Source organism: Gemmatimonas sp. UBA7669, assembly GCF_002483225.1.
Taxonomy (GTDB): Bacteria; Gemmatimonadota; Gemmatimonadetes; order Gemmatimonadales; family Gemmatimonadaceae; genus Gemmatimonas.
The window spans coordinates 351,072-372,358 of sequence record NZ_DLHL01000011.1 but is presented as its reverse complement, the minus strand read 5'-3'; the positions used below and the strand labels follow the sequence as shown (position 1 = coordinate 372,358).

Genomic DNA, 21,287 nt, shown 5'->3' with positions numbered 1-21,287 from the left:
TGACGCCTGCAGGTTCCGTTCATACTCGCTCGTCCGCAGCCAGGACCTGACCCTGCATGCGCATCCTGATCGCAACCATCGGCACCCGTGGCGACGTGCAGCCCTACCTGGCCCTGGCTCGAGGCCTCAAGGCTGCCGGTCACGACGTGGCTCTCTGCACGTGCGAACGGTACGCGCCGTGGATTCGGCAGTTCGGTGTTGCACATTTGCCGCTCGACGACAGCCTGCTGCGGCTTCTCGAGTCGCCGGCAGGCCGTCTGCTCATTGGCCAGCTCGACAGCGTGTGGGGCGGACTCAGGACCGCGTGGTCGGTGTTTCAGCAGGTGCGGCCAATGAATGAGCGCCTCGTCGCAGATGCCTGGGCTGCCAGCGAAGCATGGCGGCCGGATGTCATCGTCTACCATCCCAAGCTGTTCTGCATGCCGTCGATCAGCGCGAAGCGTGGTATTCCCGCCGTGCTGGCGCCACTGATCCCGATGCAGGTCGCCACGGGTGATGTGCCGTTCTGGGGTATGCCGAAGCTGCCATTGGGCAGGCGTTACAACCGACTCACCTGGCGTGTGGTGGAATCACTCACGGCGCGTGGGACGCGCGGCTATCTCCGGACATGGCGAAAGGCACACGACCCACAGGGACACTCGCGCCACAGTTCACCCAGTCAATTGCAGCCGGGTGTGCCCATCACGGTGCTGCATGGTTACAGTGACGCTGTCTCGCCGCGCCCACACGACTGGCCATCACACGCATACGTCAGCGGGTACTGGTTTCTCGACGACGCGGTGGACAGTGACGGCGCCACGTGGCAGCCGCCGCCGGCGCTGCTGCGCTTTCTGGAGCACGGTCCAGCGCCGGTGTATATCGGCTTTGGCAGCATGGCCAGTGCCGATGCCGCGGATGCCACGCGGCGCATTCTCGCGGCGGTTTCGCAGGCCGGTGTTCGCGCGGTGCTCGCGCGCGGCTGGGGTGGCCTCGTAGACGCGGCCTTGCCCAGCAACGTGTTTGCGCTGGACGAAGCACCGCACACCTGGCTCTTTCCGCGCATGGCAGCCGTTGTCCACCATGGCGGCGCGGGTACGACCGCCGCTGGACTGCGCGCCGGTTGTCCGACCCTGATCTGTCCATTCGGACTCGACCAGCCATTCTGGGGTGATCGTATCGCAAAGCTCGGCGCGGGTCCCGCACCGCTCCCGCAGAAGCGACTCCACGCCGAGTCGCTGGGGGCAGCACTTGCGGAGCTGGTTTCGCAGCCCCGTTTCAAGGAAGCCGCCACGCGGATTGCCGCCGCCATGCAGGCGCAGGACGGAATGGCCACGGCCGTCGCGTTGATCGAGCGGGTTGTCGGCGAGCAGCGCCGCGTTCGGACTGACGGTGCAGGGACCGCCGTCCCTTGACCCCCACCGCCCCCCCTGTCAGGGTTCAGGGGTGGCTACCACAACCGACCTCGGACTGCCCGGCGCCCTGCCTGACCGCGATCGACTCGCGCTGCGCCGTTGGCTGATGGCCTCCATCATTGCCGTGTTCTTTGCGGTGGCGGTGGGTGGCATTACCCGTCTCACCGAAAGCGGACTCTCCATCACCGAATGGAAACCGGTATCCGGTGCGCTGCCGCCTTCCGACGACGCGGCGTGGGCGCTTGAGCTCGAAAAATTCCGGCAGATTCCGCAGGCGAGCAGCACGCATGCCGGCATCACCATGTCCGAGTTCAAGTGGATCTACTGGTGGGAGTGGTTCCACCGGAACGTCGCCCGCACCGTCGGGCTGGTCTTCGCCATTCCGTATCTCGTGTTCCTCGTGCAGGGGCGCCTGCCCAAGTCGCTTCGCGTGCGACTCGCCGCGCTGCCGTTGCTTACCGCTGGTCAGGGTGCGCTGGGCTGGTACATGGTGCAGAGCGGACTCGTCGAACGCGTCAGTGTGAGTTCGTATCGTCTCACGGCGCACCTCGGACTCGCCCTTGGCATTCTCGCGGTCGCGGTGTGGACCTACAGCGAACTGCGCGCACGCAGTGACGCCGAACTGCGCGAAGCGTCGCAGACGTCGCACGGCTGGCGCACGGCGCTCGTTGCGGCCACCACGCTGCTCGGAATCACCGTGCTTTCCGGCGGCTTTGTGGCCGGACTGCGTGGCGGCAAGGTGTTCAACGAGTTTCCGCTCATGGGTGGCCAGGTGGTGCCACCCGGTTATGGGATGCTCTCACCGTGGTGGTCCAACGCGTTCGAGAACCCCGCGGCTGCGCAGTTCCATCACCGACTGCTCGCCATGACGGTGACCGCGCTGGTGCTTGCGCTGGCCTGGCGTGCACGGCAGGGGGCGCTTCCGCAGATGGTGCAGCGCGCGGTGTTCGGCTTTGCCACGGTCATCACGTTGCAGCTCGTGCTTGGCATCACCACGCTGCTGCTGGCCGTACCCATTCCGCTTGGCGTGCTGCACCAGTTCACCGGCGTACTGGCGCTTACGGCAGCGTTGATTGCCACGCAGCGCGCGGTGGCCACGACCGCCGCTACTCGTGCCGCAACGCTGCCACCGGATCGAGTTTCGCCGCCCGCATGGCCGGCACCATCCCAAAGATGACACCGGTGACGGCGCTGGCACCCAGCGCCGCAACAATGGATGACAGTGGTGTCGTGGCGGGAATCTCGGGCCACGCCGTGCGAATGCCCACGGCCGTGAGAATGCCGAGGATGAGGCCCACCGAGGCGCCGATGCTGGTGAGTGTCACGGCCTCGACGAGGAACTGCCAGAGGATGGTGCCGCGTGTTGCGCCCAGCGCCTTGCGCACGCCGATCTCACGCGTGCGCTCGGTGACCGAGATCATCATGATGGCCACCACGCCCACCCCGCCGACCAGCAGTCCAACCGATGAGAGGGCCAGCCCGATGAGGAAGAAGGTCCCGAACAGTTCGTCGTAGATCTCCATCAGCCGGTCCTGCGTGACGACCGCAAAGTTGCTGGGCTGACTCGGACGCAGTCCACGTGCGCCACGCAATGCTGCCGTGACATCGTCCACGCCCTGCTCAGCCGTCACCCCCGCGCGTGGTCGCACGATCAGGTTGTTGCCAAGCACCCACATGTTCAGGGCATTCTTGCCGGTGGTCCACGGAATGATGGCTTTGGGGTCGTTGCCTTCACCCGCTGATGTGGGGGTTCCCATCGGGCTCGCGGTGTAGTCGTAGACACCGATCACGGTGAACTGCACACCGTCGATGAATATCCGCTTGTCGATCGGGTCCGAGTCATAGAACAGCCGTTGTGCCAGCTTCGTATTGAGGATCACCACGCGGGCTGCGGCCTCGTATTCCGCGGCGGTGAAGCTCCGTCCCGGGTTGATGTCGCCGGCGTCCACGTCGGTCCAGTTGGCGGAGTACGCCTCGATGCCCGCGTCGAGCTGACGGTCCTTGTAGCGGAACTTGCCGCCCGTGGCCACGTGTGCCGTGACCGAACGAATAGTCGGCAGACGCTCGAGCATCCGCACTTCGTCCAGCGTGATCATGGGGTTGCGGCGTTCCGGGCAGGTTTCGTCGGTACCGTCGCACACCTGGAAGCCGCCAATCGGCCGCCGGTACACAAAGAAGGACGTCGGCCCTGCCGCTTCGACATCGCGCGCAAAGCTTTCATTGACCCCCTGCACGACCGACGACAAGGCCACGACGACATACACGCCAACGGCGACGCCCATGATGGTGAGTCCGGCGCGCACCTTGTTGGCGCGCAGTGCACTCATCGCGATCTTGACGCCTTCGAAGACACTCAGGATTCTGGCTGCAGCGCTCATGGCCTACTCCTGACGCAGCGCGTCGATGGGGTCGAGCCGCGAGGCGCGGCGCGCGGGATAGACGCCGGACACGATACCGACACCAAGTCCGAGCATCGTGGCCACCACCAGAGACCAGGGCGCGACCGCTGCGGGCAGTGGTGTGGTGGCCTGAATGACCCACGCGGCACCAAGCCCCAGACCAATGCCGACCACGGCTCCGAGTGTACTGAGTGTTGCGGCCTCGACCAGGAATTGCCGCATGATGTCCTTGCGGCGCGCGCCGAGGGATTTGCGAATGCCAATCTCCCGTGTCCGCTCCGCCACGGCCACCAGCATGATGTTCATGATGACCATGCCCCCGACTACGAGGCCGATCATCGGCAGTGCCGTGCCGGCAATGGTCATGACGTTCTTGACCTCATTGAAGTCCTCGAGCGCGGACTCCGAGGTTTCGATGGAGAAATTGTCCCGCTGTCCCGGTCGGAGATGGCGGCGCGCGCGCATGGCTTCGCGCACCATCTCCATGCCGTCGAACATGGCTGTGGTGCTCGAGGCTTTCAGCATCATGCCGTCGATGTCGCCGCGTGGATTGGTAATGCGCCCCAGGCCGGATTCGAGCGGGCCAATGATCAAGCGGTCCATGGACATGCCGAACAGCGACCCCTGCTTGTCGATGCGTCCGACCACCGTGTAGGGCACGCCGCGGACGCGCAGCTCACGGCCAATCGGATCAAGATCCGGGAAGAAGAAGGTCGCCACCTCGTCGCCAATCACGATCACGTTCGCGCCAAGACGATACTCCTCCTGGGCAATTGCACGGCCCGCGACGATGTCGTAGTTCTTGATCTGGAAGTAGTCGCCTTCGACCGCGTAGATGGTCGTCTGGCGTGGGCGCGGCGCGTAAATGCTCGACACCGTGGCATTCGCGTCGGTTTCGATGGCCCACTTCACGTCTTTCGGCAGCACGTTGACGACGTGTCGGGCGTCGTGGCTGTACATCAGCGGCCAGCGCTGCATGTCCCGCCACTCTTCTTCGGTTTCCGGCCCCGTGAAGTCGGGCCAGCGACGGAGCGTGAAGGTGTTGGCGCCAATGAAGCGACCGATGAAGTCTTCTTCGACGTAGGTGGACATGCCCTCGACGATCGAGACCACGGCGACCAGGAACATCACGCCGATGGTGACACCGAGGAGGGTGAAGAAGCTCTTGAGCTTCTGCACACGGATCTGACCCAGCGCCAAGCGAACGGCTTCGAAGAGGGGCATGGGGGGCGACGCGAGGGAGGAAGGGCGGGAGTCCGGCAGCCATCGGCGCTGCGGTAGCCGTTCCTACGGTGCGAGCGCAGATTCAGTGTCAGCTGTCGTGTGCGCCGGGTGCTGGGACCAGTCGCGCAGACTGCCGCAATCGTCTGATGAGGCACCACGTGCGACTTGGCATTCTCATTGCGCTGCTGGCATTCCTGCCTGCGCATCTCAAGGCACAGGCTGTCTCTTCAATCGTGTCATTTGGACTCGCAAATCCGTCGGGCGGCTTGGGCGAGTTCAGGAACACGGGACCGGTTGCACGCGCCGGTGTAGTGCTTGGCCATCCGCGTCGTGTCTCGCAATGGCGCGTTGAAATGGAGTATGCGAGGATGACTGGCCGCGAACAGTCTCCATCGTTGGCTTCGCGTGATGCGGACATCACAAGCCTTGGGCTCTTCGGTACCATTACGATTGGTCCGCGGACGCCCCACTGGGCGCCTTACTTCGCGCTTGGCGCTGGACTTCAGCGTCTCAACACAGTTGGTGTGCGCAATCCTTATGGCACGACCCCCGGCGTGCGCACGGGCTTTGGTCTCACCGGGCGGCATCACACGCGTCACGTCTTTCTGGAGGTGTTGGTGCACGCCAACCTCACCGATCACGGGGCCGGTGACTACGCGATCGGGTACTTCTTTCCGGTAGTGGCCGGTGTGCGTTTCTAATGCGCATGATGATCCATGCCGCGTTCGACACACCATCCCGCTTGGTGTTGTGGGCGACGTGTGCGTGCAGCGATCTGACGGGGGCAACAGCGCAACCCGGATCGTCAATGCCACACCCGCAGCATGCGGGACATCCAGAGCACAAGTACCGCGGCAATGGCGCCACACACCAGAAGCAGCGCCACGCCGATCATCACGCCCGACGCCACACGGTGCCGCGTGCGCGAGGTACTGCGCTCGGCCCAACGGTAGGTCTCGAACACCGACAATGGACCGAACACGTACACGGTGAAGGCGAGCGTGGTGAGGAACGGGCCGCTGAAGGTGCTGGGGGTGAAGCCGACCGGCGCCCGGAACACCAGCAACCAGAGCGCGAGAAACATCCGGAAGTAGAGCACGCCATTGCCCACCAGGAAGGCTCGCAGGGCCCAGGTGCGGTGCTCGGCAAATCGCCGGCCGCGCGCCGTGCGCCACGCCATGATGGCGCACACAAACAGCAGCAACGCGTTGATCGTGATGGCAATGTGCTGTAAGCGGTCGCCCACCGTGCCGCGAACCCACACCAGCCACAGTCCGCTGATGGCTGCGATGTAGCATCCGCCCAGGTAGAGCCGTCCGCTCAAGCGATGCAGCGCGGGAGCACGTTGCCGTACCCGCTGCGACAGCTGGATGGCGCCGAGCAACAGAATCAGCACGGCAAACGCGAGGTGCAGAACCATTGCCGTGTTGCCGGCCCGATCACCGGCTACCCAGCCCTTGGCACTGAGCTGCGACCAGGCGGCCACGTTTCCAGCGATGACCGTCCGGCCGAACGTTGCCAGGAGGTAGAGTACGAAAAGCGCCTGCGCGAGAAGCAGGCTGCCAATGAGCCAGCGCCCATGACGCCGAAGTTGGGCACGGGTCTGCTCGGGCTCAGGGGCGGTGGGGATGTTGGGGGCGGCGTCTGGCACCGTGGCGAATGACGTCGCCGCGAAACCGTCGACGTCCGCCATCCGTCGGGACTGGGAAGTGTTCACAGAGTCTGGCATGGTGTGCTTCGATGCATGGGGTCGCTTTCATGCTGGCCAGGCCCATTCGCCAACACCATGACAGCTGGTCGCGAAACCATGACATCGGGTCCCAGCATGCACGACGAAGAGCAGGCAACCGGCACCGTGTCGGCCGGATACGCCAAGGGTGTTCTGGATTTCGCCATGCACTGTGGAGTGCCATCCCAGGACCTCCTGCGCGCTGCCCAACTCGACGATCGCGCACTGGAGACGCCTGAACGCCGTCTGCCGCTTGCCACGTTGCGCGCGCTGTTCGACACCGCGGCCACGTTGCTCGGCGATCCGACGTTTGCCCTGCGCTTCGGTGTGGGCGTGCCGTGCGCACAACTCACCTTGGCTTCGGCGTTGGCGGCGGCACGGCCTGAAGCCCCTGCCGGTCCGGGCGCAGCCGGCAACAGCTCGTCGTCGCTTACGCTTCGTGATGCACTCGATGGTCTGAACCGGTATGCCACGCTGGCGGTGGACTTCGGAGCACGGACTCCATCCCAGCGCTACCGCTTCGTCGAGGACAACTGCGGGGTGTGGCTGGAGGATCAGCGACCGGCCAGCGGGGCCTACCACTGGCCGGCGCTCACCGAATCGGTGTTTGCCCGCTTCAGCACCGGTATTCGCCGGCGCGGTGGGGAGACGATCGTTCGCGCCTTGCAGGTGACGCACGATGCGCCCGTCGATCGCCTGCATCGTGACGCCTATGACGTGGTCCTTCGGGTGCCGGTGACATTCAGTGCGCCCCGCAACGCGCTATGCCTCGACCCCGCGTTCCTCGCGCGGCCGCTCGAACCGCTGGCGGCACCCGTACAGGCGGTGCTGGTTCGTCATGCTGATGCGCTGCTGCGGCAGATGCAACAGGATGCGACGTGGAGCCGGCGTGTGACCGATGTGCTGCGTGTCGTTCTGCCGCGCGATGCCTCTGACTCCGGCCTGTCGGCGCTTGGCGTGGTATGCCGCACGTTGTCGGTCAGCCGGCAGACCCTGCACCGGCACCTGCGAGGAGAAGGCACGACGTTTGCCAGATTGCACGACGAGGTTCGCCGCGAAGTGGCCGATGCGCTGCTGCGCCGAGGTGAACTGACCGTCGATGCCGTGGCTGCTCGTGTGGGCTTTTCCGAATCGGCGGCGTTCTCGCGCGCGTACAAGCGGTGGACCGGTCGACGGCCAAGCGAGGTTTCCCGTCCACGACGGGTATAGCCGGCGCGCGGCCACCCACGTTACTTGCTGATATGGCCGACATCTTTCCCTACCACGTCCGCCCCTTTATTGCCACCGACGCCCTGTCGCTCTTCGCGGCGGTTCGCGCATCGCTCGACGAACTGGTGTCCACCATGCCCTGGTGCTCGCCCGAGTACTCGCTCGCGCAGGCCGAGGCGTGGGTGACGTTCTCGCAGCAGGCCTGGGCCGCGCGCACGGAGTTCCCGCTTGGCATATTCGAGACGGCGAGTGGCGCAGTCGTGGGTGGGGCAGGCATCAATCACATCAACCGCATGCACCGCTTCGGCAATCTCGGCTATTGGGTCGCCACGCCACATACCGGACGCGGTGTGGCCCGCTTTGCTGCGCGGGAAGCTGCCCGACTGGCTTTTGGAGAGATCGGGCTCTCGCGCGTGGAGATTGTCACGCTCACGCACAATCTGGCGAGTCAGCGCGTGGCAGAATCACTCGGCGCCACGAGGGAGTGTGTGGCGCGCAACCGATTGGTGATCAATGGCACAGCGCACGATGCTGTCGTGTACTCGCTCATTCCGTCGGACCTGCCGCCGTAGAGCTGCTCCTGCTGAGCGGTTCGCGGTGTGGCACAGTAGTTCAGGCATCTCCCGAGGTGGGGTATATTGAACCTTGTCTGGGAGAAGTGGGCGATGGACGACTGGCCAGCGTGTCGCGCCCATGTCAAGTCGATTGAGACCCAGTTCCAAACATGTGCAGTCAGGAGATGCGGCGATGTCAATCTGGCGTTCTCGAGGTGGCCTGATGGCGTGTGTATCGCTGCTCATACTCGGATGCGACGGAGCAGGCAACCATATCGTGGATGACTGGGGCCCTCCGGCGGGTTACGGAGTGGTCGCTGGAACCGTGCGCATGGCCAACGGCACGCCCGTTGGCAACGCCGAAGTACTCGTCAGTCGCTGTGGTGGACCCGCTGGGGGGTTCTTCGCCGTCGATCTCACGGATCGGGATGGTCACTTTCGCGCTGCGGGCACACTGCCACCTGCCGGCGTCCTGCCTGCCGGAATAGCCGACACGCTGCGACTGAAGTGCTCTGTGTTCTTTGATCGCACCGGTGTTGTGCGAGACAGCGTGGTCGTTCGTTTCGGAAGGACACCTGAGTCAGCGCCGACACAGGTGGTGAACCTGATATGGCCCTGATCATGCAACTTCCGTGGTCTTGCACCACACATTTCAGTACATGCGACAAGTGGGGAAATAACGGCTCATCGCTGTCCCGATGAACATCCTGGACATGAAGTCTGAGCCATTTTGCCGGACTTCCGCGCCTGTACTTGGTACGCCCTCGGCTTGTATCCCGCCTCAGCCGGTATTCGACCGGAAAAGCGTCCTGCCTACCATGTGCCGCCAGGAGATCCCACCGTGTTTCGATCGCTTCGCCGCCTCACTGTCAGCCGTCTGATGCGCCTGACATCAACCGCTCGACTGGCCCCGCTAGCCGCCCTTCTGCTGCTCACAGGGCCGGTTGCCGCTTCAGCGCAGAACGTGGCACTGAACAAGTCCGCCTTCTCCAATGACCTGCTATCTGGGTGCCCGACCTGTGTTGCGTCCCTCGCCGTGGACGACGACAAGGTGGGTACCTTCGCCAGCGGCATCTATCATTCGGCACAGGTCAGCGTAGCGAATCCGGTGATGTGGTGGTACGTGGATCTCGGCGCCAGCTACGACATCCAGAGCATCACCTTCTGGAACCGCGTCGACAATGGCACCGAGAATCGCATCATCGGTGCTACGCTCGGCATCTTTGCCGATGTGCCGTTCGGTAACTCCTCACCCGTGGCGGTGTGGAGCACCACGTTCACAAGTGGTGGTGATGAGCAGCAGACATTTTCCCCACTGACGGCGCAGACCGGTCGCTATGTTGGCATCAGTCAGTCGACGCTCAACAGCTATCTCAACTTCGCAGAAGTCGAGGTGTTCGGGACACTCACGCCACCGGCGACCTCCGTTCCGGAGCCAGCTACGTGGGTACTTCTCGCGGCGGGCTTGTCGGGGCTTGGCGTCGTCGCTCGACGTCGCAGGGCCTGATCGGCGTACAAGGTGACCGGAGCGAGGGCGCGCCAGTTTGCGCAGGGTGTCCCCTCGCCGAGGACGGCGTGGCGCGACAAATTCAGGCGCCATGTCCTCCTCCCCTCCGTTGTCCGACATCACGCAACTTCTTGAAGCCTATGCCAGCGGCGACGCCGGAGCGGCCGAGTCTCTGGTTCGTGTCGTGTATGCCGAGCTGAAAGTTCTGGCATCCGCCGCTTTGCGTCGTGAGCACCGCGACCATACGTGGCAGCCGACGGACCTGGTGCACGAGGCCTACATCCGCTTGCTCGGGGGGCGGCAGCCCGCATGGACGGGCCGTCACCACTTCTTCGGAGTATCTGCGCGTCTCATGCGACAGCTTCTGGTTGAGCATGCGCGTGCGCGCCAGGCCCAGCGACGCAATGGTGGCGTCCAGATTGCTCTGCATGATGTGTCGGATGATATGGTAGGTCGATCCACGCTCGGTACGCTTGACCTGCTGGTGCTTGACGATGCTCTGGAGCGGCTTGGGGAGATTGAGCTGCGCGCAGTACGAGTCGTCGAACTGCGATACTTCGCCGGCTTGTCGCTTGAAGAGGTGGCCAAGGTGCTGGGTGTGTCGTTGGCCACGGTCAAGCGCGACTGGACCTTTGCGCGCGCCTATTTGCGCGACGCGCTCGACGAGGACGCAGTATCTGGCTGAGACGGTGTGCCGCCTGCACCGAGCTCTCGCAGCTTCGTCCGGATGGAGTCTCGCTGTGCCTCGGGCACATCGCGGGCCATCAATTCCGCTAGAGTCTTGCGCCAGTGGCCCACGGCCGCATTGCGCTTACCCTGAGCCAGCTCTGTTTGGGCGAGGACCTCATTGGCCAGCACGCGACTGCGCCAGAACGGGTCGGACTTAGCGCTGCCCCGCGCGCGATTGGCATGCGCAACGGCGTCTTGTGCCTCGCGCGCCGCCTGATCACGACGACCTTGATCGAGTGACAACTTGGCCTGCAATGCATGCCACTCGACGTCCACAACGGGCCATTTCGTGAGCGGAGGCGGCAACATGTCGATCTCCGTGCGGGCCGAGTCCAGCTGGTGCCGTGCGTCTGTATAGCGGGCAGATGGCAGCAGGGCACTCCGCACGCGCTGCAGACGAAAGTCAATGCGTGTGGTGCTCGAGTGCATGGAAATCAGGGTGGCAAACAGCGAGTCGGCCTCGGCATGGCGACCGTCGAATGCGGCCAAGCTTGCGTATATGCGCAGCGGCGCCGCGTCTGAGCGGCCAGACGCCCTAGAGTGGGCCGCAAGTCGCTCGGCCAGACTGGCAGCGGCGTCGCGCTTTCCCTGATGCAGCAGTGCGCGCGCCAGCACTTCTTCCGAGACGACATGTGCGATGTGGGTGGAATCGTAGCGCGCCAGAATAACTGCAACGGACTCGCGCGCAAGTGACTCCCCCAGTTGATACTCTCCACGCGCGATGGCGAAGCTCGCTGCCGTCTCCAGCATGTACGGCAGGTTGTTGCCCTCGTCCCGCGCGCGCTGCATTTCCAATGCGCCTCGCACGAGAGAGTCGGCGCGATCCCAGTCTCCGCGCTGCCACGCCCCGATCATGGCGTAGTACATGGCGTCTGCGATCTTGGGGTGCGGGGCGCGGAATACGCGCTCACGGATGACCAACGACGAATCGAAGTGACGTCCCATCTCCGCGTAGCGTCCGAGCGCCCGATACGTATCGGCCAGCGTATGATGGATGTCGCCACGTGTCTCCGGTTCCTCGGCCAGCTCACGATCCATGCGCGCTGCGGCCATTTCGAGTGCGCGCAGCACGGTAACATCCGGACCCTTCTCCGCGCTGCTCACATACCACGACGGGTTGGCGGTGGCCAACACACTCTGGAGAAACTGGTTGATGCGTTGCGCACGCACCGTGGCGGCGGCGGATCGTGCCCGCTCCGTCTCTGCGCGAAGCGCCAGGGCCCGCGCGCTTCGGGCCTGCTGCACCGCCATCGTGGTGGTAGTGAGCAACGCGATGGCCACGACGGTGGCCAGCGTGGCTGCTGTGCGGTGGCGGTGAAGGAAGCGTCTGGCCCGATAGCCTGCCGTGATGGGGCGAGCCCGCACCGGTTGACCAGCCAGCGCCAGCTGCAAGTCCTCAGCGAAGGCACCGGCTGTTGCGTAGCGCTCCGCCGGGTCCACCCGAAGCGCCTTGAGGAGCACCGCGTCGAGGTCCCCGGCGGCCGGCACGTTGAGGCGCAGGCCACGGCGGCTGGCGACCACCGAAGGTGCGACGGGCGGTGCATTGCAAACCATGCGTTCGGCGGCCGCCGGTGACAGATCTTCCACCGCGTGAGGGCGTGCCCCCGTGATGAGTTCATATGCCAAGACGCCCAGCCCCCACACGTCGGTTGCGGTGGTGATGCGCGCTCGCCGCCACTGTTCGGGGGCGGCGTAGGCTGGGGTCAGTGCGGGCATGGTGCGTGCTGCCAGCGCGCCCCGCTGCATGACGTCCGGGTCGAGCACCTTGGCCACCCCGAAATCGAGCAGCTTGACCAGCCCTTCCGGCGTCACGAGCACATTGGACGGCTTGAGATCGCGGTGCACGACGAGATTGCGATGCGCATAGTCGACGGCGGCGCATACATCCTGCAGCAGGCGAATCCGCGCTTTGAGTGTGAGTCGCCGTTCGGCGCAGTGAACGGTGATGGGCTGTCCTGCCACATGCTCCATGACGAGGTATGCGCGTCCATCCTCCGTGAGACCGCCGTCGTACAAATGGGCTATGTTGGGATGCGACAGGCGCGCGAGGACGTCGCGCTCAGTTACAATGGCCTCGGCCATCGCGGCGCGAGTCGCCACGTGTGACACTTTCAGCGCCACCACGCGCTGCAGTCCGGCATCGTCGAGCACGGCCCGATAGACCACGGCCATGCCCCCTTCTCCAATGCGGTCCTCGATGCGATAGCGGCCAATGCGTGTTGGTGGCGCGAGCAGCGAGTCGACATCCTGCAGGGCACCGAACCCGTCGAGCGCTTCCGCCGCGGTGCCCTCGAGAAATCCAGATGTGCGCTCGTGCGCGAGCAGGAGACGGCGCACAACGATCTCCACGTCTGGGGAGGTGGTGGCAAGGCGCGCGAGAAACGTGGCACGCGGTTCGCCATCCAGCAGGAGCGCCTGCTCGAAGCAGGAGCGGATGCGATGCCACTCGGTTGGACCGGACATGTGCTACAGGTACGCCGCTTCGCGTCGCTGCGCAACTACTCCGGTTGAGATCATCCCAGCAGGCGTCGCAGGTCGTCCCGATAGCTGCGGCTCGAGGTGAGCCGGGTCCCGTCTGTCATGGTCAGTTCGTATTCGCCGTGACCGCAAGGTGTGAGTCGGCGAATCCGGTCAATGCGTACCAGGTGCGAACGGTGTATGCGCACGAACTCCGCCGGATCAAGGCGTGACGCCAGCAGCTGCAGAGACTCACGCACGAGGTGCCGTCGTCCGCCGGCAATCACCGCCACGTAGTTGCCATCCGCCTCTACCCGGTCCACATCGGCGACCGCCACGAAGTACAGCCCCTGCGCGTCACGCACCACGAGACGCTTCGGATAGGTCCCCTTTGCATTGATCTCCCGCGGGGTCTGGGCCCTCACGCGGTCGGTGGTGTCGGCGGTCGTGGCCAGCGTGTCCAGGAGTCGCTTCATGGCGCGATCGAAGCGATCGATGTCGACCGGCTTGACGAGATAATCGACCACGTCGAGATCAAAGGCCCGGATGGCGTGTTCTTCGCTGGCGGTGACCAGCACCACGAGGGGCGGACGCTCCGCGGCCCACGGTGCTTCGCGGACCAGGGCCTCGATGGTGGCGATTCCGTCGAGGCCGGGCATGCGGATGTCGAGCAGCAACACGTCGGCAGGCCCGTCACGAAGCGCTGCCAGCACGGCCGTGCCGCTGCCGCATTCCGCGGTGAGGGCGAACTCGGGGTGTCTGGCCAACAAGGTGCGCAGACGGGCCCTCGCGAGTGGCTCGTCGTCGGCAATGAGCACGTTCCAACGGGGGCTGACCGTCGAGGGCACATCATCACCCGGCGCTTGCATGGGCTGGCTCATAGGCAGACTCATGGACTGGCTCATGGGCTGGTTCATGTGGCAGACGCTGCCGACTCCGTCCGCGCGTCACGATACGGCAGGGTGACCCGTGCGCGTATGCCGCCCTCGGGCGGCGGCTCGAGCACCAGCGACGACTGCGCCGCATACAACTGCCGCAGGCGATCTCTGGTGATGCGGAGCCCCATGCCTTGATTCGTTTCCGCTTCTGCTGGTCCAGTCCGCGTTTCGGCGTTCGCCACGAGACCCACGCCATCGTCCTGCACCATCAACGCGAGCTGGTCACCAACGCGTGACGCCGCGATGCGCAGGCGTCCACCCGACACCCGACTCGCCAGCCCGTGCTCATAGGCGTTCTCGACCAGGGGCTGCAGAACCAGGTATGGTACTGTGGCGCCAAGTACCGCGTCTTCCACGTGCCACTCTACGCTGATGCGATCGCCAAACCGCAGTTGCATGAGTTCCACATAGCGCGCCAGCAGGTCCAGCTCGCGCTCGAGTGTATGCTCCTCCGCCTGATCGTGCAGAATCACACGCAGCAGCTCGGCGAATCGCGTGAGCATGCGGTCGGCCGCCATTGGGTCGGCATGCAGAAGCGTGGTCACCGCGTTCAGCACATTGAAGACAAAGTGTGGCTGCAGTTGGGTGCGAAGCGCTGCCAGCCGTGCTTCGGCCAGGCCTCGCGCCAGGGCGGCTTCCCGCCGCTCCCGAGCACGTTCCGCGCGATAGTAGTGCACGGCATGCAACAGCGCGACCATCACGAGAAAGACCGTGAAGTAGGTGAGGATGCGCGCGAACGCGCTGGCCTGACCGTCTGCTACGCCACTCAACACGACCACGACCGGACTGAACACGACGTGGCGCAGCCACGCCGCGGTCATCGTGCCAAGCAGCAGCAGTCCGGCGTTGCGCCAGGGGTGCGGGCGGCCAACCGGAAAGCGACGAACCAGTGCCGCGAGTGGCGGCAGCAGGGGCAGGCAGGTCCACCACATGGCCAGCGACCAGCCCAACTGCTGTGTCCACTCCGGTTCCTCGCCACGGTCGATGGACGCGATACTGCCGCGCAACGCAAACAGGATGGCGAAGAACGTCGTCAGGACGACGGCTCCCACCGGCACGATGTATCGCTCCACCCTGGAGTCTGCTACAGGCTCCACCGCATGGACCGACGTGGGTTCTTCTCCGGAAGTCGTCACACTGGAGTATCGAGGCCGGTGCAGGCGGCGATCAAGGGGACGGCGCGGGCTGGCTACGGCGCGTGGCAATCATCGGCAGGCGCGCCCCGCCATGATACTCCACGATGCCTTCCATGCGGCGTCCGCCGTCAGTCAGGCGGGCGAGGAAGCGCACGTCGCCCTCCCGCGAGGCCACGACCATTCGCAACGAATCGCCGGTTACCGTGAAGGGACGGACGGCCAGCGTGTTGGTCAGGTACATGGTGATGGAACCCGCCCATCCCCGGTCCACCGGGCCGAGTGCAAAGAAGCCGGGGGAAGAGCGCTCGCCCACGCGCATGGTGAAGTCCCAGAGGCCCTGCAGGTCGGGGGCGTCTGTCGCTGCGGACGCCTCTGCCGTGCGCGTTGCGGGCATGGGCCGCGTGGGCTGCCCGCTGACGTTTCGGGCGGTCAGTGCCGACGTGATCAGCAGTGCGGCGAACATGATGCCGGCGCGCATGGTGGCGGTGTGCATGGTGCGTTGCTCGGGTGTGCGATGGGTGATGTCCGTAGCATAGGCGCGCCCGCCACCCGGAATTGCCGCGAGTACGCGAAGCGGACGCCAGGCGTGCTCAGGCGGACGCTGCGCGTTGTGAACTGACACCGTCCCAGGTGCCTGGGCCCACCGAGGCGTTCTGTTTCTGGCCTCACGCGCGCCGCGGCCGCATCATTGTGGCTCATCGATGATCAGGAACAGAACCCGCGTCGCGGAGCGCATGCCAAATGAACAAGGTCACACCCTTTCTGATGTTCAACGATCAACTCGAGGCGGCGATGGCATTCTATACCGCCACGTTCCCCGACTCGGAGATCCGGAGTGTGGCGCGCACGGGAAGCGATGGTCCCGTCTCGTCGGCAGAGTTTGTTGTTGGCGGCCAGCTCTTCATGGGCTACAACGGCGGTCCGTACTTCACTTTCTCGGAAGGGGTCTCGCTGTATGTGGACTGTGCGGATCAGGCCGAGGTTGACGCGTACTGGGATCGGCTGGTGGCGGCCGGTGCAACGCCAACCGCCTGCGGCTGGATCAAGGATCCGTTCGGTCTCTCCTGGCAGATCGTGCCGCGTCGCTTCACGGAGCTCATCCGTGATCCGAATGCCGCCAAGGTGCAGGCCGTTATGGACGCGATGATGACAGGTGAAGCTTGATGTGGCGGCGCTGGAGCGTGCGTATCATGACGCGTAGTTCGCGCAACATCAGACGGCTCGTCCGCTGTCTGTCCGGTCTGTTGCTGCCTTCGTCGGTGCTGTTGGCCCAACAGCCCGCGAAGGCGGACTCCCTGGCAAATTCGCGGGAGCTGTCTGCGTTCGAGGGCGTGTATCAGTATCGCGATGGCCTCGATCTGAGCATGGTGAACGGTGGAGGTCGTCTCGTCGCCATCATCGGCGAGGCCAAGTATCCTCTGCGCCGCATTGCACCGGACACGTTTGCCAATGGCGCCGGCGACCGCATTCCATTCGGGCGCTGATGGCAAACCCGCCCGCTATCGCTGTACGGCGCCAATGGCTGCCGACGATGGCCTTCGCGTGCTGCCACCGGCGTCCGGGACGCTGCCCTGTGACGCCGCCGCCGCCTCGCTGAGTCCATAGAGGCCGTTTGGGATTTGCTGCTTCCTGGGCGACCCGGCATGTCGAGAACTCACCGCGGGCTCCGACTATCCCATGCAAGCGCCGCACGACGGCACCGTCGCACACGCCAACATCGGCTTTCGAGGGAGGAGACCCATGAAGTACCTGCTCATGATGCACGCGCCGCGAGGAACCGGGAACTACGAGATCTTCAGTTGGTCCCAGGAGGACTTCAAGGCCCATATGGATCACTTGAACCGGATCAACCGGGAACTCAAGGATGCTGGGGAATGGATCGATGTGCACGCGCTGATGCCGCCCAGTGAGGCAAAGCTGGTGCGCGCGGGCGCCAATGGGGAGCCGGTGACGGATGGTCCATTCCCGGAAGCAAAGGAGTTTCTCGCGGGTTACTGGATCGTGGATGTGGCTTCACCCGAGCGTGCCTACGAAATCGCGGCGATGGCGTCGGCCGCTCCGGGACCTGGTGGGGTGCCCCTGAACATGCCGATCGAGGTGCGGCGTGTCATGGGCGGTGCGCCCCCTGACGAAGCGTGAGCTCCGACACGCCTACCACGAGCGTTGAGCAGCTGCTACGCGATCTGGCGCCGCAGGTGCTCAGCGCCGTGGCGCGCCGTCATGAGGACTTTGCGGCAGCCGAGGATGCGGTGCAGGAGGCTCTGTTCGCGGCGGCGCAGCAGTGGCCGGCCGAAGGTATTCCTGCCAACCCCCGTGGCTGGTTGTACCACGTCACCACGCGGCGTCTCACGGACCACTTGCGCAGCGAGCTGGCCCGACGACGTCGTGAGGACGCCCTCGCGAGCCACGCGTGGGCGGAATGGTCTTTCGTCGCGCCACCCGACGCAGACGTCGAGGTCGAGCAGGACGATGCGCTTGTGCTGCTGTTCATGTGCTGCCACCCCGCACTCACACTGGCCTCGGCGGTTGCCCTGACACTCCGCGCCGTCGGGGGACTGACGACCTCGGAGATCGCCGGGGCCTTCTTTGTGCCGGAAGCGACCATGGCGCAGCGAATCAGTCGGGCGAAGCAGACCATCCAACGCTCGGGGATTCCCTTTCGCACACCAACGGACGCTGAGCGGGCCGAGCGATTGCGAAGTGTGCTGCACATTCTGTACCTGATATTCAACGAAGGGTACGCGAGCAGTGCCGGCCCTGACCTCCATCGGACTGATCTTTCCGGAGAAGCCATTCGATTGACGCGCATGCTGCGCGGGCTGTTGCCGAACGATGCCGAGGTTTCGGGGCTCCTCGCGCTCATGCTGCTCACCGATGCCCGGCGTGCTGCGCGCACTGGTGAGCACGGGGAACTGATTCCTCTTGATGAGCAGGATCGGTCGCAGTGGGATCGCGCCCGGATCACTGAAGGGCTTGCAGTACTCGACGGAGCGCTCAAGCGGAACCCGCCCGGACCCTACCAGATTCAGGCGGCCATTGCGGCACTTCACGACGAGGCGCCGAGCTTTCAGTCGACCGACTGGCCACAGATTCTGGCGCTGTACACGCTGCTCGAGCAGCTGGCCAGCAGTCCCATGGTGTTGTTGAGCCAGGCGGTCGCGATTGCCATGGTGCACGGCCCAAACGTCGGACTCGACAGGCTGACGCAGCTCGAAGCAGGCGGGCGACTGATCGGGCACTACCGTCTCGATGCTGTTCGCGCGCATCTGTTCGAGATGGCTGGACACCTTGATCGTGCCAGTGCGCACTATCGGGCGGCTGCGGCCCGTACAGCCAGTCTACCGGAGCAAGGCTATCTGTTGCGCAAGGCGTCGTCTGCGGCCGCCTCGCATGTAGCAGCCACCGATGCCAGCGGCTAGACTATCGTCATGGGCATCCTCACTTTCTGCCTCAACCTCACGCTGGATGGTTGCGTCGACCATCGGGTAGGCATCGCCGATGGCGAAACACACGCGTTCTATACCGCCCTCATGAATGAGAGCGGTGCGATGCTGTGGGGGCGCGTTACCTACGAGATGATGGAGAGCTACTGGCCGGCCGTGGCTCGCGGTGAGGTGGAGGCGCCGGCAGCAATTCGCGAGTGGGCGGTGCAGCTGGAGTCCAAGCCCAAGTACGTGGTGTCGTCCACGCGCCAGGTCTATCCGTGGACCAACAGTCACCACATTGCCGGCGATCTGCGTGCGGGCGTGCAGGCGCTCAAGGACGCGACGCCCGCCGGTGTGCTGGTGGGGAGTGGCCAGCTGGCTACGGCGCTCGACCAGCTGGAACTGATTGACGAATACCGGTTCCTGATGCATCCGCGTATTGCCGGTCACGGTCCCACGCTCTACCAGCAGGGCCTGCCGACCACGCGCCGCCTCACTCTGGTGTCGGCCATGCCGCTGCAGAATGGTGTGGTGGCCATGCACTACCGACCTGCCGCCCCATGACGACGCACACGGACACCCCGCTTGGCTCGTCATACATCAGCAATCGATTCTGACCGATGGCGCACCAGAAGGACTCGCGAACGCTCGACGAGTTGCTGCAGGTTGCGGCAGACGTGCTGTTTCCTGCGGGCAACTCTCCTGCAGCGCACTCGGTGCACATGACCGGCAGTGATGGCGATACGGCGCTGCACGTCTATCTCTGGCGGAACGACCCATGGGCCGTGCGGTATCTGCTTCAGCACGGTGCCAATCCCAACGCCGTGGGTGACATGGGGGAAACGCCGTTGCATGTCGCTGCGCGGTCGGCTCCAGCTGAGACGATCGCGGAGCTGCTCACCGCCGGAGCGAAGGAGACGGTGATCTCGGAGTTTGCGCAGACGCCGGCGCAACTCGCCGACAGCAGAGGGCGTCTGGCTGTCTATCGCGACGCGCAGCGCATGGCAAAGTCGAGTTTGCGCAGGCGCCCCGTACGGTGAGTCGTTGTACCAATCAATCGAGGATGACGGATGCGTGGCGTGATAGGTGTACTGGCCCTGCTGCTCGGGCCACATGCGGCGATGGCGCAGGAGCGGGCCAGCGATCCGGTGTCGGCAGCCATGGCGGCGCTGAATGTGGTGCTGCCGCGTGAGGCCGAGCAGGAACTAGCCCTCTCTGCGGCACCGGTGCATCTGCGGGCTGACGCCAGCGTGTATGTGTTTGGTGCTCGGGGCTTCGAGCGCGTACGCAGCGGACGCAACGGCTTCAGCTGTCTGGTCAACCGTGACGCCTTCTTCTATGGCGCGTCGGCATTCAAGCCGACGTGTTGGGACGCGGCCGGCGAGGACACGTACCTGCCGGTCATGCTCAAGGTTGGTGAACTGCTGGCGTCCGGTGCATCGCATGAGACCATTGCGCGCGCCATCGACACCGGATTTGCCGCAGGCACATTCAGGCGGCCAAGCGGTGGCGGTGTGGCCTACATGCTGGCGGGTGACGTGGTGCTCGATCCCCGCACCGGCCGTGTGACGCGCCAACTCTACCCGGGCCACTACATGTTTTACGCAGCAGGCGCCACAAGTGCGCAGCTCGGGTACTCGGCTGATGGGGCGCGGTCGGATGCTACCTTGCCGTTCGTGTTCTCCGGCGGAGCCGGGGGGGTGCATGGACTCAGTTATATCATTGCGGTGCGCCACTCTCCCTAACTCTTCTGCATCGTCTCCATGCGTCGACGTCTCGTGTTGATCGGTCTTGCACTCGTGGTGCTGTCCTCGGCGGGTGGTGCCATTGTCGTCCGCCACGATGTAGACGATGCGAAGTATCGCGTTCCCGCTTCGGTGTTCCCGGCGCTGGTGGACATGCCGGGTGAGGGCCATGGCGTCCTCATCGCGCCACAGTGGGTGGTAACTGCAGCGCACGCGGTGACGTGGCAGTCGGAGATCCGGCAGGTGATGCTCAATGGGCGCGCGCGCAACGTGGAGCGACTCGTGATTCACCCTGGCTACCGCAAACCCGTGCAAGCGCTGCTGGATCAGGCGCTCGCCACCTGGGATTGGACGCTGTTCCGATCACAACTTGCCGCGTCGGACGATATCGCCTTGCTCAAGCTGTCAGACCCCGTGACTGATGTGGCGGCGGTGACCGTCAACTCGGGTGAGGGAGAGTACGGCCAGATCGTCCAGATCATCGGCAAGGGAGCAACCGGCAATGGCGAGTCCGGCTATGCGTTCAGCGACCCACACCGCACCACGCTGCGGCGTGCATACAACCGGATCAGCTCGGCATATGGTCGATGGATCTGCTATGTGTTCGATGCGCCGCCGGACGCGCTCCCCTTGGAGGGCGGTTCTGGCAGTGGCGATAGCGGCGGGCCTGTACTTCTGCAATCGGGTCAGGACTGGGTATTGGCCGGGCTGACCTCGTGGTCTGATCCGCAGAGCACCGCGCGGGTTCCGGGGCGGTATGGACAAGTAAGTTGCAATGTCCGGCTCAGCCACTACCGGGAGTGGATAACGGGCGTCATGACAGGAGTCACGACAGGAACGTAGT

The 21,287-nt window shown here is 64.8% G+C and carries 23 protein-coding genes; 15 read left to right on the top strand and 8 right to left on the bottom strand.

All coding sequences use genetic code 11. The annotated features are described in order from the left end of the window. The first annotated feature begins 56 nt into the window (after positions 1-56). Both B2747_RS04020 and B2747_RS04015 read left to right on the top strand, forming a co-directional pair. Entirely contained in the window at positions 57-1,391 is a 1,335-nt protein-coding gene (locus tag B2747_RS04020; RefSeq protein WP_291157116.1) for a glycosyltransferase, read from the top strand. A gap of 31 nt (positions 1,392-1,422) precedes the next feature. Then, positions 1,423-2,568: a COX15/CtaA family protein gene (locus tag B2747_RS04015; protein ID WP_291157115.1), complete on the top strand. Its 1,146-nt coding sequence runs from the start codon at positions 1,423-1,425 to the stop codon at positions 2,566-2,568. Here B2747_RS04015 and B2747_RS04010 read toward each other — a convergent pair. After that, on the bottom strand, positions 2,498-3,769 hold the full coding sequence (locus tag B2747_RS04010; protein ID WP_291157114.1) for an ABC transporter permease: 1,272 nt from the start codon (positions 3,767-3,769) through the stop codon (positions 2,498-2,500). The genes B2747_RS04015 and B2747_RS04010 overlap by 71 nt on opposite strands. Before the next feature lie 3 nt (positions 3,770-3,772). Continuing rightward, complete coding sequence (locus B2747_RS04005) at positions 3,773-5,014, bottom strand: ABC transporter permease (protein WP_291157113.1); 1,242 nt, start codon at positions 5,012-5,014, stop codon at positions 3,773-3,775. Positions 5,015-5,172: 158 nt separating this feature from the next. On the opposite strand from B2747_RS04005, the gene B2747_RS04000 reads away from it, so the two are divergent. Then, positions 5,173-5,715 carry a hypothetical protein gene (locus tag B2747_RS04000; RefSeq protein WP_291157112.1) on the top strand — a complete coding sequence of 181 codons (543 nt, stop codon included), beginning with the start codon at positions 5,173-5,175 and terminating at the stop codon, positions 5,713-5,715. A gap of 104 nt (positions 5,716-5,819) precedes the next feature. Here the strand turns inward: B2747_RS04000 and B2747_RS03995 are convergent, their stop codons facing one another. After that, positions 5,820-6,707, bottom strand: a complete 888-nt coding sequence (locus B2747_RS03995; protein WP_291157111.1) for a DUF2306 domain-containing protein — start codon at positions 6,705-6,707, stop codon at positions 5,820-5,822. Between the two features lie 114 nt (positions 6,708-6,821). Here B2747_RS03995 and B2747_RS03990 point away from each other — a divergent pair, with 114 nt between their 5' ends. The 4 genes from B2747_RS03990 (at position 6,822) to B2747_RS03975 (ending at position 10,698) form a co-directional block, all read left to right on the top strand. Further along, on the top strand, positions 6,822-7,952 hold the full coding sequence (locus B2747_RS03990) for an AraC family transcriptional regulator (RefSeq protein WP_291157100.1): 1,131 nt from the start codon (positions 6,822-6,824) through the stop codon (positions 7,950-7,952). A gap of 32 nt (positions 7,953-7,984) precedes the next feature. Next, a complete protein-coding gene (locus B2747_RS03985; RefSeq protein WP_291157098.1) occupies positions 7,985-8,524 on the top strand; it encodes a GNAT family N-acetyltransferase in 540 nt (179 codons plus the stop codon). A gap of 862 nt (positions 8,525-9,386) precedes the next feature. Continuing rightward, on the top strand, positions 9,387-10,013 hold the full coding sequence (locus B2747_RS03980; protein WP_291157096.1) for a PEP-CTERM sorting domain-containing protein: 627 nt from the start codon (positions 9,387-9,389) through the stop codon (positions 10,011-10,013). 91 nt (positions 10,014-10,104) lie between these two features. After that, on the top strand, positions 10,105-10,698 hold the full coding sequence (locus tag B2747_RS03975; RefSeq protein WP_291157094.1) for an ECF-type sigma factor: 594 nt from the start codon (positions 10,105-10,107) through the stop codon (positions 10,696-10,698). Here B2747_RS03975 and B2747_RS03970 read toward each other — a convergent pair. The 4 genes from B2747_RS03970 to B2747_RS03955 are packed head-to-tail and all read right to left on the bottom strand — an operon-like array spanning position 10,656 to position 15,895. After that, positions 10,656-13,205 (bottom strand): serine/threonine-protein kinase, encoded by a 2,550-nt coding sequence (locus B2747_RS03970; RefSeq protein ID WP_291157092.1) that lies wholly within the window; start codon positions 13,203-13,205, stop codon positions 10,656-10,658. The genes B2747_RS03975 and B2747_RS03970 overlap by 43 nt on opposite strands. A 50-nt stretch (positions 13,206-13,255) precedes the next feature. After that, positions 13,256-14,092, bottom strand: a complete 837-nt coding sequence (locus tag B2747_RS03965) for a LytR/AlgR family response regulator transcription factor (protein WP_291157091.1) — start codon at positions 14,090-14,092, stop codon at positions 13,256-13,258. A gap of 20 nt (positions 14,093-14,112) precedes the next feature. Continuing rightward, on the bottom strand, positions 14,113-15,273 hold the full coding sequence (locus tag B2747_RS03960; RefSeq protein ID WP_291157089.1) for a sensor histidine kinase: 1,161 nt from the start codon (positions 15,271-15,273) through the stop codon (positions 14,113-14,115). Positions 15,274-15,304: 31 nt separating this feature from the next. Further along, positions 15,305-15,895, bottom strand: coding sequence for a hypothetical protein (locus B2747_RS03955; RefSeq protein WP_291157087.1), 591 nt, complete (start codon positions 15,893-15,895; stop codon positions 15,305-15,307). Between the two features lie 119 nt (positions 15,896-16,014). Here B2747_RS03955 and B2747_RS03950 point away from each other — a divergent pair, with 119 nt between their 5' ends. Continuing rightward, complete coding sequence (locus tag B2747_RS03950) at positions 16,015-16,437, top strand: VOC family protein (RefSeq protein WP_291157085.1); 423 nt, start codon at positions 16,015-16,017, stop codon at positions 16,435-16,437. A 26-nt stretch (positions 16,438-16,463) separates the two neighbouring features. Further along, positions 16,464-16,757 carry a hypothetical protein gene (locus B2747_RS03945; protein WP_291157083.1) on the top strand — a complete coding sequence of 98 codons (294 nt, stop codon included), beginning with the start codon at positions 16,464-16,466 and terminating at the stop codon, positions 16,755-16,757. Between the two features lie 15 nt (positions 16,758-16,772). On the opposite strand, the gene B2747_RS03940 is transcribed toward B2747_RS03945, so the two are convergent. Next, positions 16,773-16,931, bottom strand: coding sequence for a hypothetical protein (locus B2747_RS03940; protein ID WP_291157082.1), 159 nt, complete (start codon positions 16,929-16,931; stop codon positions 16,773-16,775). 82 nt (positions 16,932-17,013) lie between these two features. Here B2747_RS03940 and B2747_RS03935 point away from each other — a divergent pair, with 82 nt between their 5' ends. Genes B2747_RS03935 through B2747_RS03910 form a run of 6 tightly spaced genes read left to right on the top strand, consistent with a single transcriptional unit; the run spans position 17,014 to position 21,286 of the window. Beyond that, positions 17,014-17,412, top strand: a complete 399-nt coding sequence (locus B2747_RS03935; protein WP_291157080.1) for a YciI family protein — start codon at positions 17,014-17,016, stop codon at positions 17,410-17,412. After that, positions 17,409-18,692 (top strand): RNA polymerase sigma factor, encoded by a 1,284-nt coding sequence (locus tag B2747_RS03930; RefSeq protein WP_291157078.1) that lies wholly within the window; start codon positions 17,409-17,411, stop codon positions 18,690-18,692. Before B2747_RS03935 ends, B2747_RS03930 begins: the two co-directional genes overlap by 4 nt. A 9-nt stretch (positions 18,693-18,701) precedes the next feature. Then, on the top strand, positions 18,702-19,262 hold the full coding sequence (locus B2747_RS03925) for a dihydrofolate reductase family protein (RefSeq protein ID WP_291157077.1): 561 nt from the start codon (positions 18,702-18,704) through the stop codon (positions 19,260-19,262). Between the two features lie 56 nt (positions 19,263-19,318). Continuing rightward, complete coding sequence (locus B2747_RS03920; RefSeq protein ID WP_291157076.1) at positions 19,319-19,738, top strand: ankyrin repeat domain-containing protein; 420 nt, start codon at positions 19,319-19,321, stop codon at positions 19,736-19,738. A gap of 30 nt (positions 19,739-19,768) precedes the next feature. Continuing rightward, complete coding sequence (locus B2747_RS03915) at positions 19,769-20,443, top strand: hypothetical protein (RefSeq protein WP_291157075.1); 675 nt, start codon at positions 19,769-19,771, stop codon at positions 20,441-20,443. 18 nt (positions 20,444-20,461) lie between these two features. Beyond that, the gene (locus tag B2747_RS03910) at positions 20,462-21,286 is read left to right on the top strand and encodes a trypsin-like serine protease (protein ID WP_291157074.1); all 825 of its coding nucleotides are present in this window, start codon (positions 20,462-20,464) and stop codon (positions 21,284-21,286) included. Position 21,287 lies beyond the last annotated feature (1 nt).

What these genes read in the sequence shown, in the direction of transcription:
- B2747_RS03980 (WP_291157096.1), top strand. Translation starts at nt 9,387, where the DNA reads ATGCGCCTGACATCAACCGCTCGACTGGCCCCGCTAGCCGCCCTTCTG.
- B2747_RS03945 (WP_291157083.1), top strand. Translation starts at nt 16,464, where the DNA reads ATGACGCGTAGTTCGCGCAACATCAGACGGCTCGTCCGCTGTCTGTCC.
- B2747_RS04005 (WP_291157113.1), bottom strand. Translation starts at nt 5,014, where the DNA reads ATGCCCCTCTTCGAAGCCGTTCGCTTGGCGCTGGGTCAGATCCGTGTG.
- B2747_RS03950 (WP_291157085.1), top strand. Translation starts at nt 16,015, where the DNA reads ATGAACAAGGTCACACCCTTTCTGATGTTCAACGATCAACTCGAGGCG.
- B2747_RS03995 (WP_291157111.1), bottom strand. Translation starts at nt 6,707, where the DNA reads ATGGCGGACGTCGACGGTTTCGCGGCGACGTCATTCGCCACGGTGCCA.
- B2747_RS04010 (WP_291157114.1), bottom strand. Translation starts at nt 3,769, where the DNA reads ATGAGCGCTGCAGCCAGAATCCTGAGTGTCTTCGAAGGCGTCAAGATC.
- B2747_RS03925 (WP_291157077.1), top strand. Translation starts at nt 18,702, where the DNA reads ATGGGCATCCTCACTTTCTGCCTCAACCTCACGCTGGATGGTTGCGTC.
- B2747_RS03990 (WP_291157100.1), top strand. Translation starts at nt 6,822, where the DNA reads ATGACATCGGGTCCCAGCATGCACGACGAAGAGCAGGCAACCGGCACC.
- B2747_RS03965 (WP_291157091.1), bottom strand. Translation starts at nt 14,092, where the DNA reads ATGAGTCTGCCTATGAGCCAGCCCATGCAAGCGCCGGGTGATGATGTG.
- B2747_RS03935 (WP_291157080.1), top strand. Translation starts at nt 17,014, where the DNA reads ATGAAGTACCTGCTCATGATGCACGCGCCGCGAGGAACCGGGAACTAC.
- B2747_RS03975 (WP_291157094.1), top strand. Translation starts at nt 10,105, where the DNA reads ATGTCCTCCTCCCCTCCGTTGTCCGACATCACGCAACTTCTTGAAGCC.
- B2747_RS03920 (WP_291157076.1), top strand. Translation starts at nt 19,319, where the DNA reads ATGGCGCACCAGAAGGACTCGCGAACGCTCGACGAGTTGCTGCAGGTT.
- B2747_RS04020 (WP_291157116.1), top strand. Translation starts at nt 57, where the DNA reads ATGCGCATCCTGATCGCAACCATCGGCACCCGTGGCGACGTGCAGCCC.
- B2747_RS03915 (WP_291157075.1), top strand. Translation starts at nt 19,769, where the DNA reads ATGCGTGGCGTGATAGGTGTACTGGCCCTGCTGCTCGGGCCACATGCG.
- B2747_RS03970 (WP_291157092.1), bottom strand. Translation starts at nt 13,205, where the DNA reads ATGTCCGGTCCAACCGAGTGGCATCGCATCCGCTCCTGCTTCGAGCAG.
- B2747_RS03910 (WP_291157074.1), top strand. Translation starts at nt 20,462, where the DNA reads ATGCGTCGACGTCTCGTGTTGATCGGTCTTGCACTCGTGGTGCTGTCC.
- B2747_RS03985 (WP_291157098.1), top strand. Translation starts at nt 7,985, where the DNA reads ATGGCCGACATCTTTCCCTACCACGTCCGCCCCTTTATTGCCACCGAC.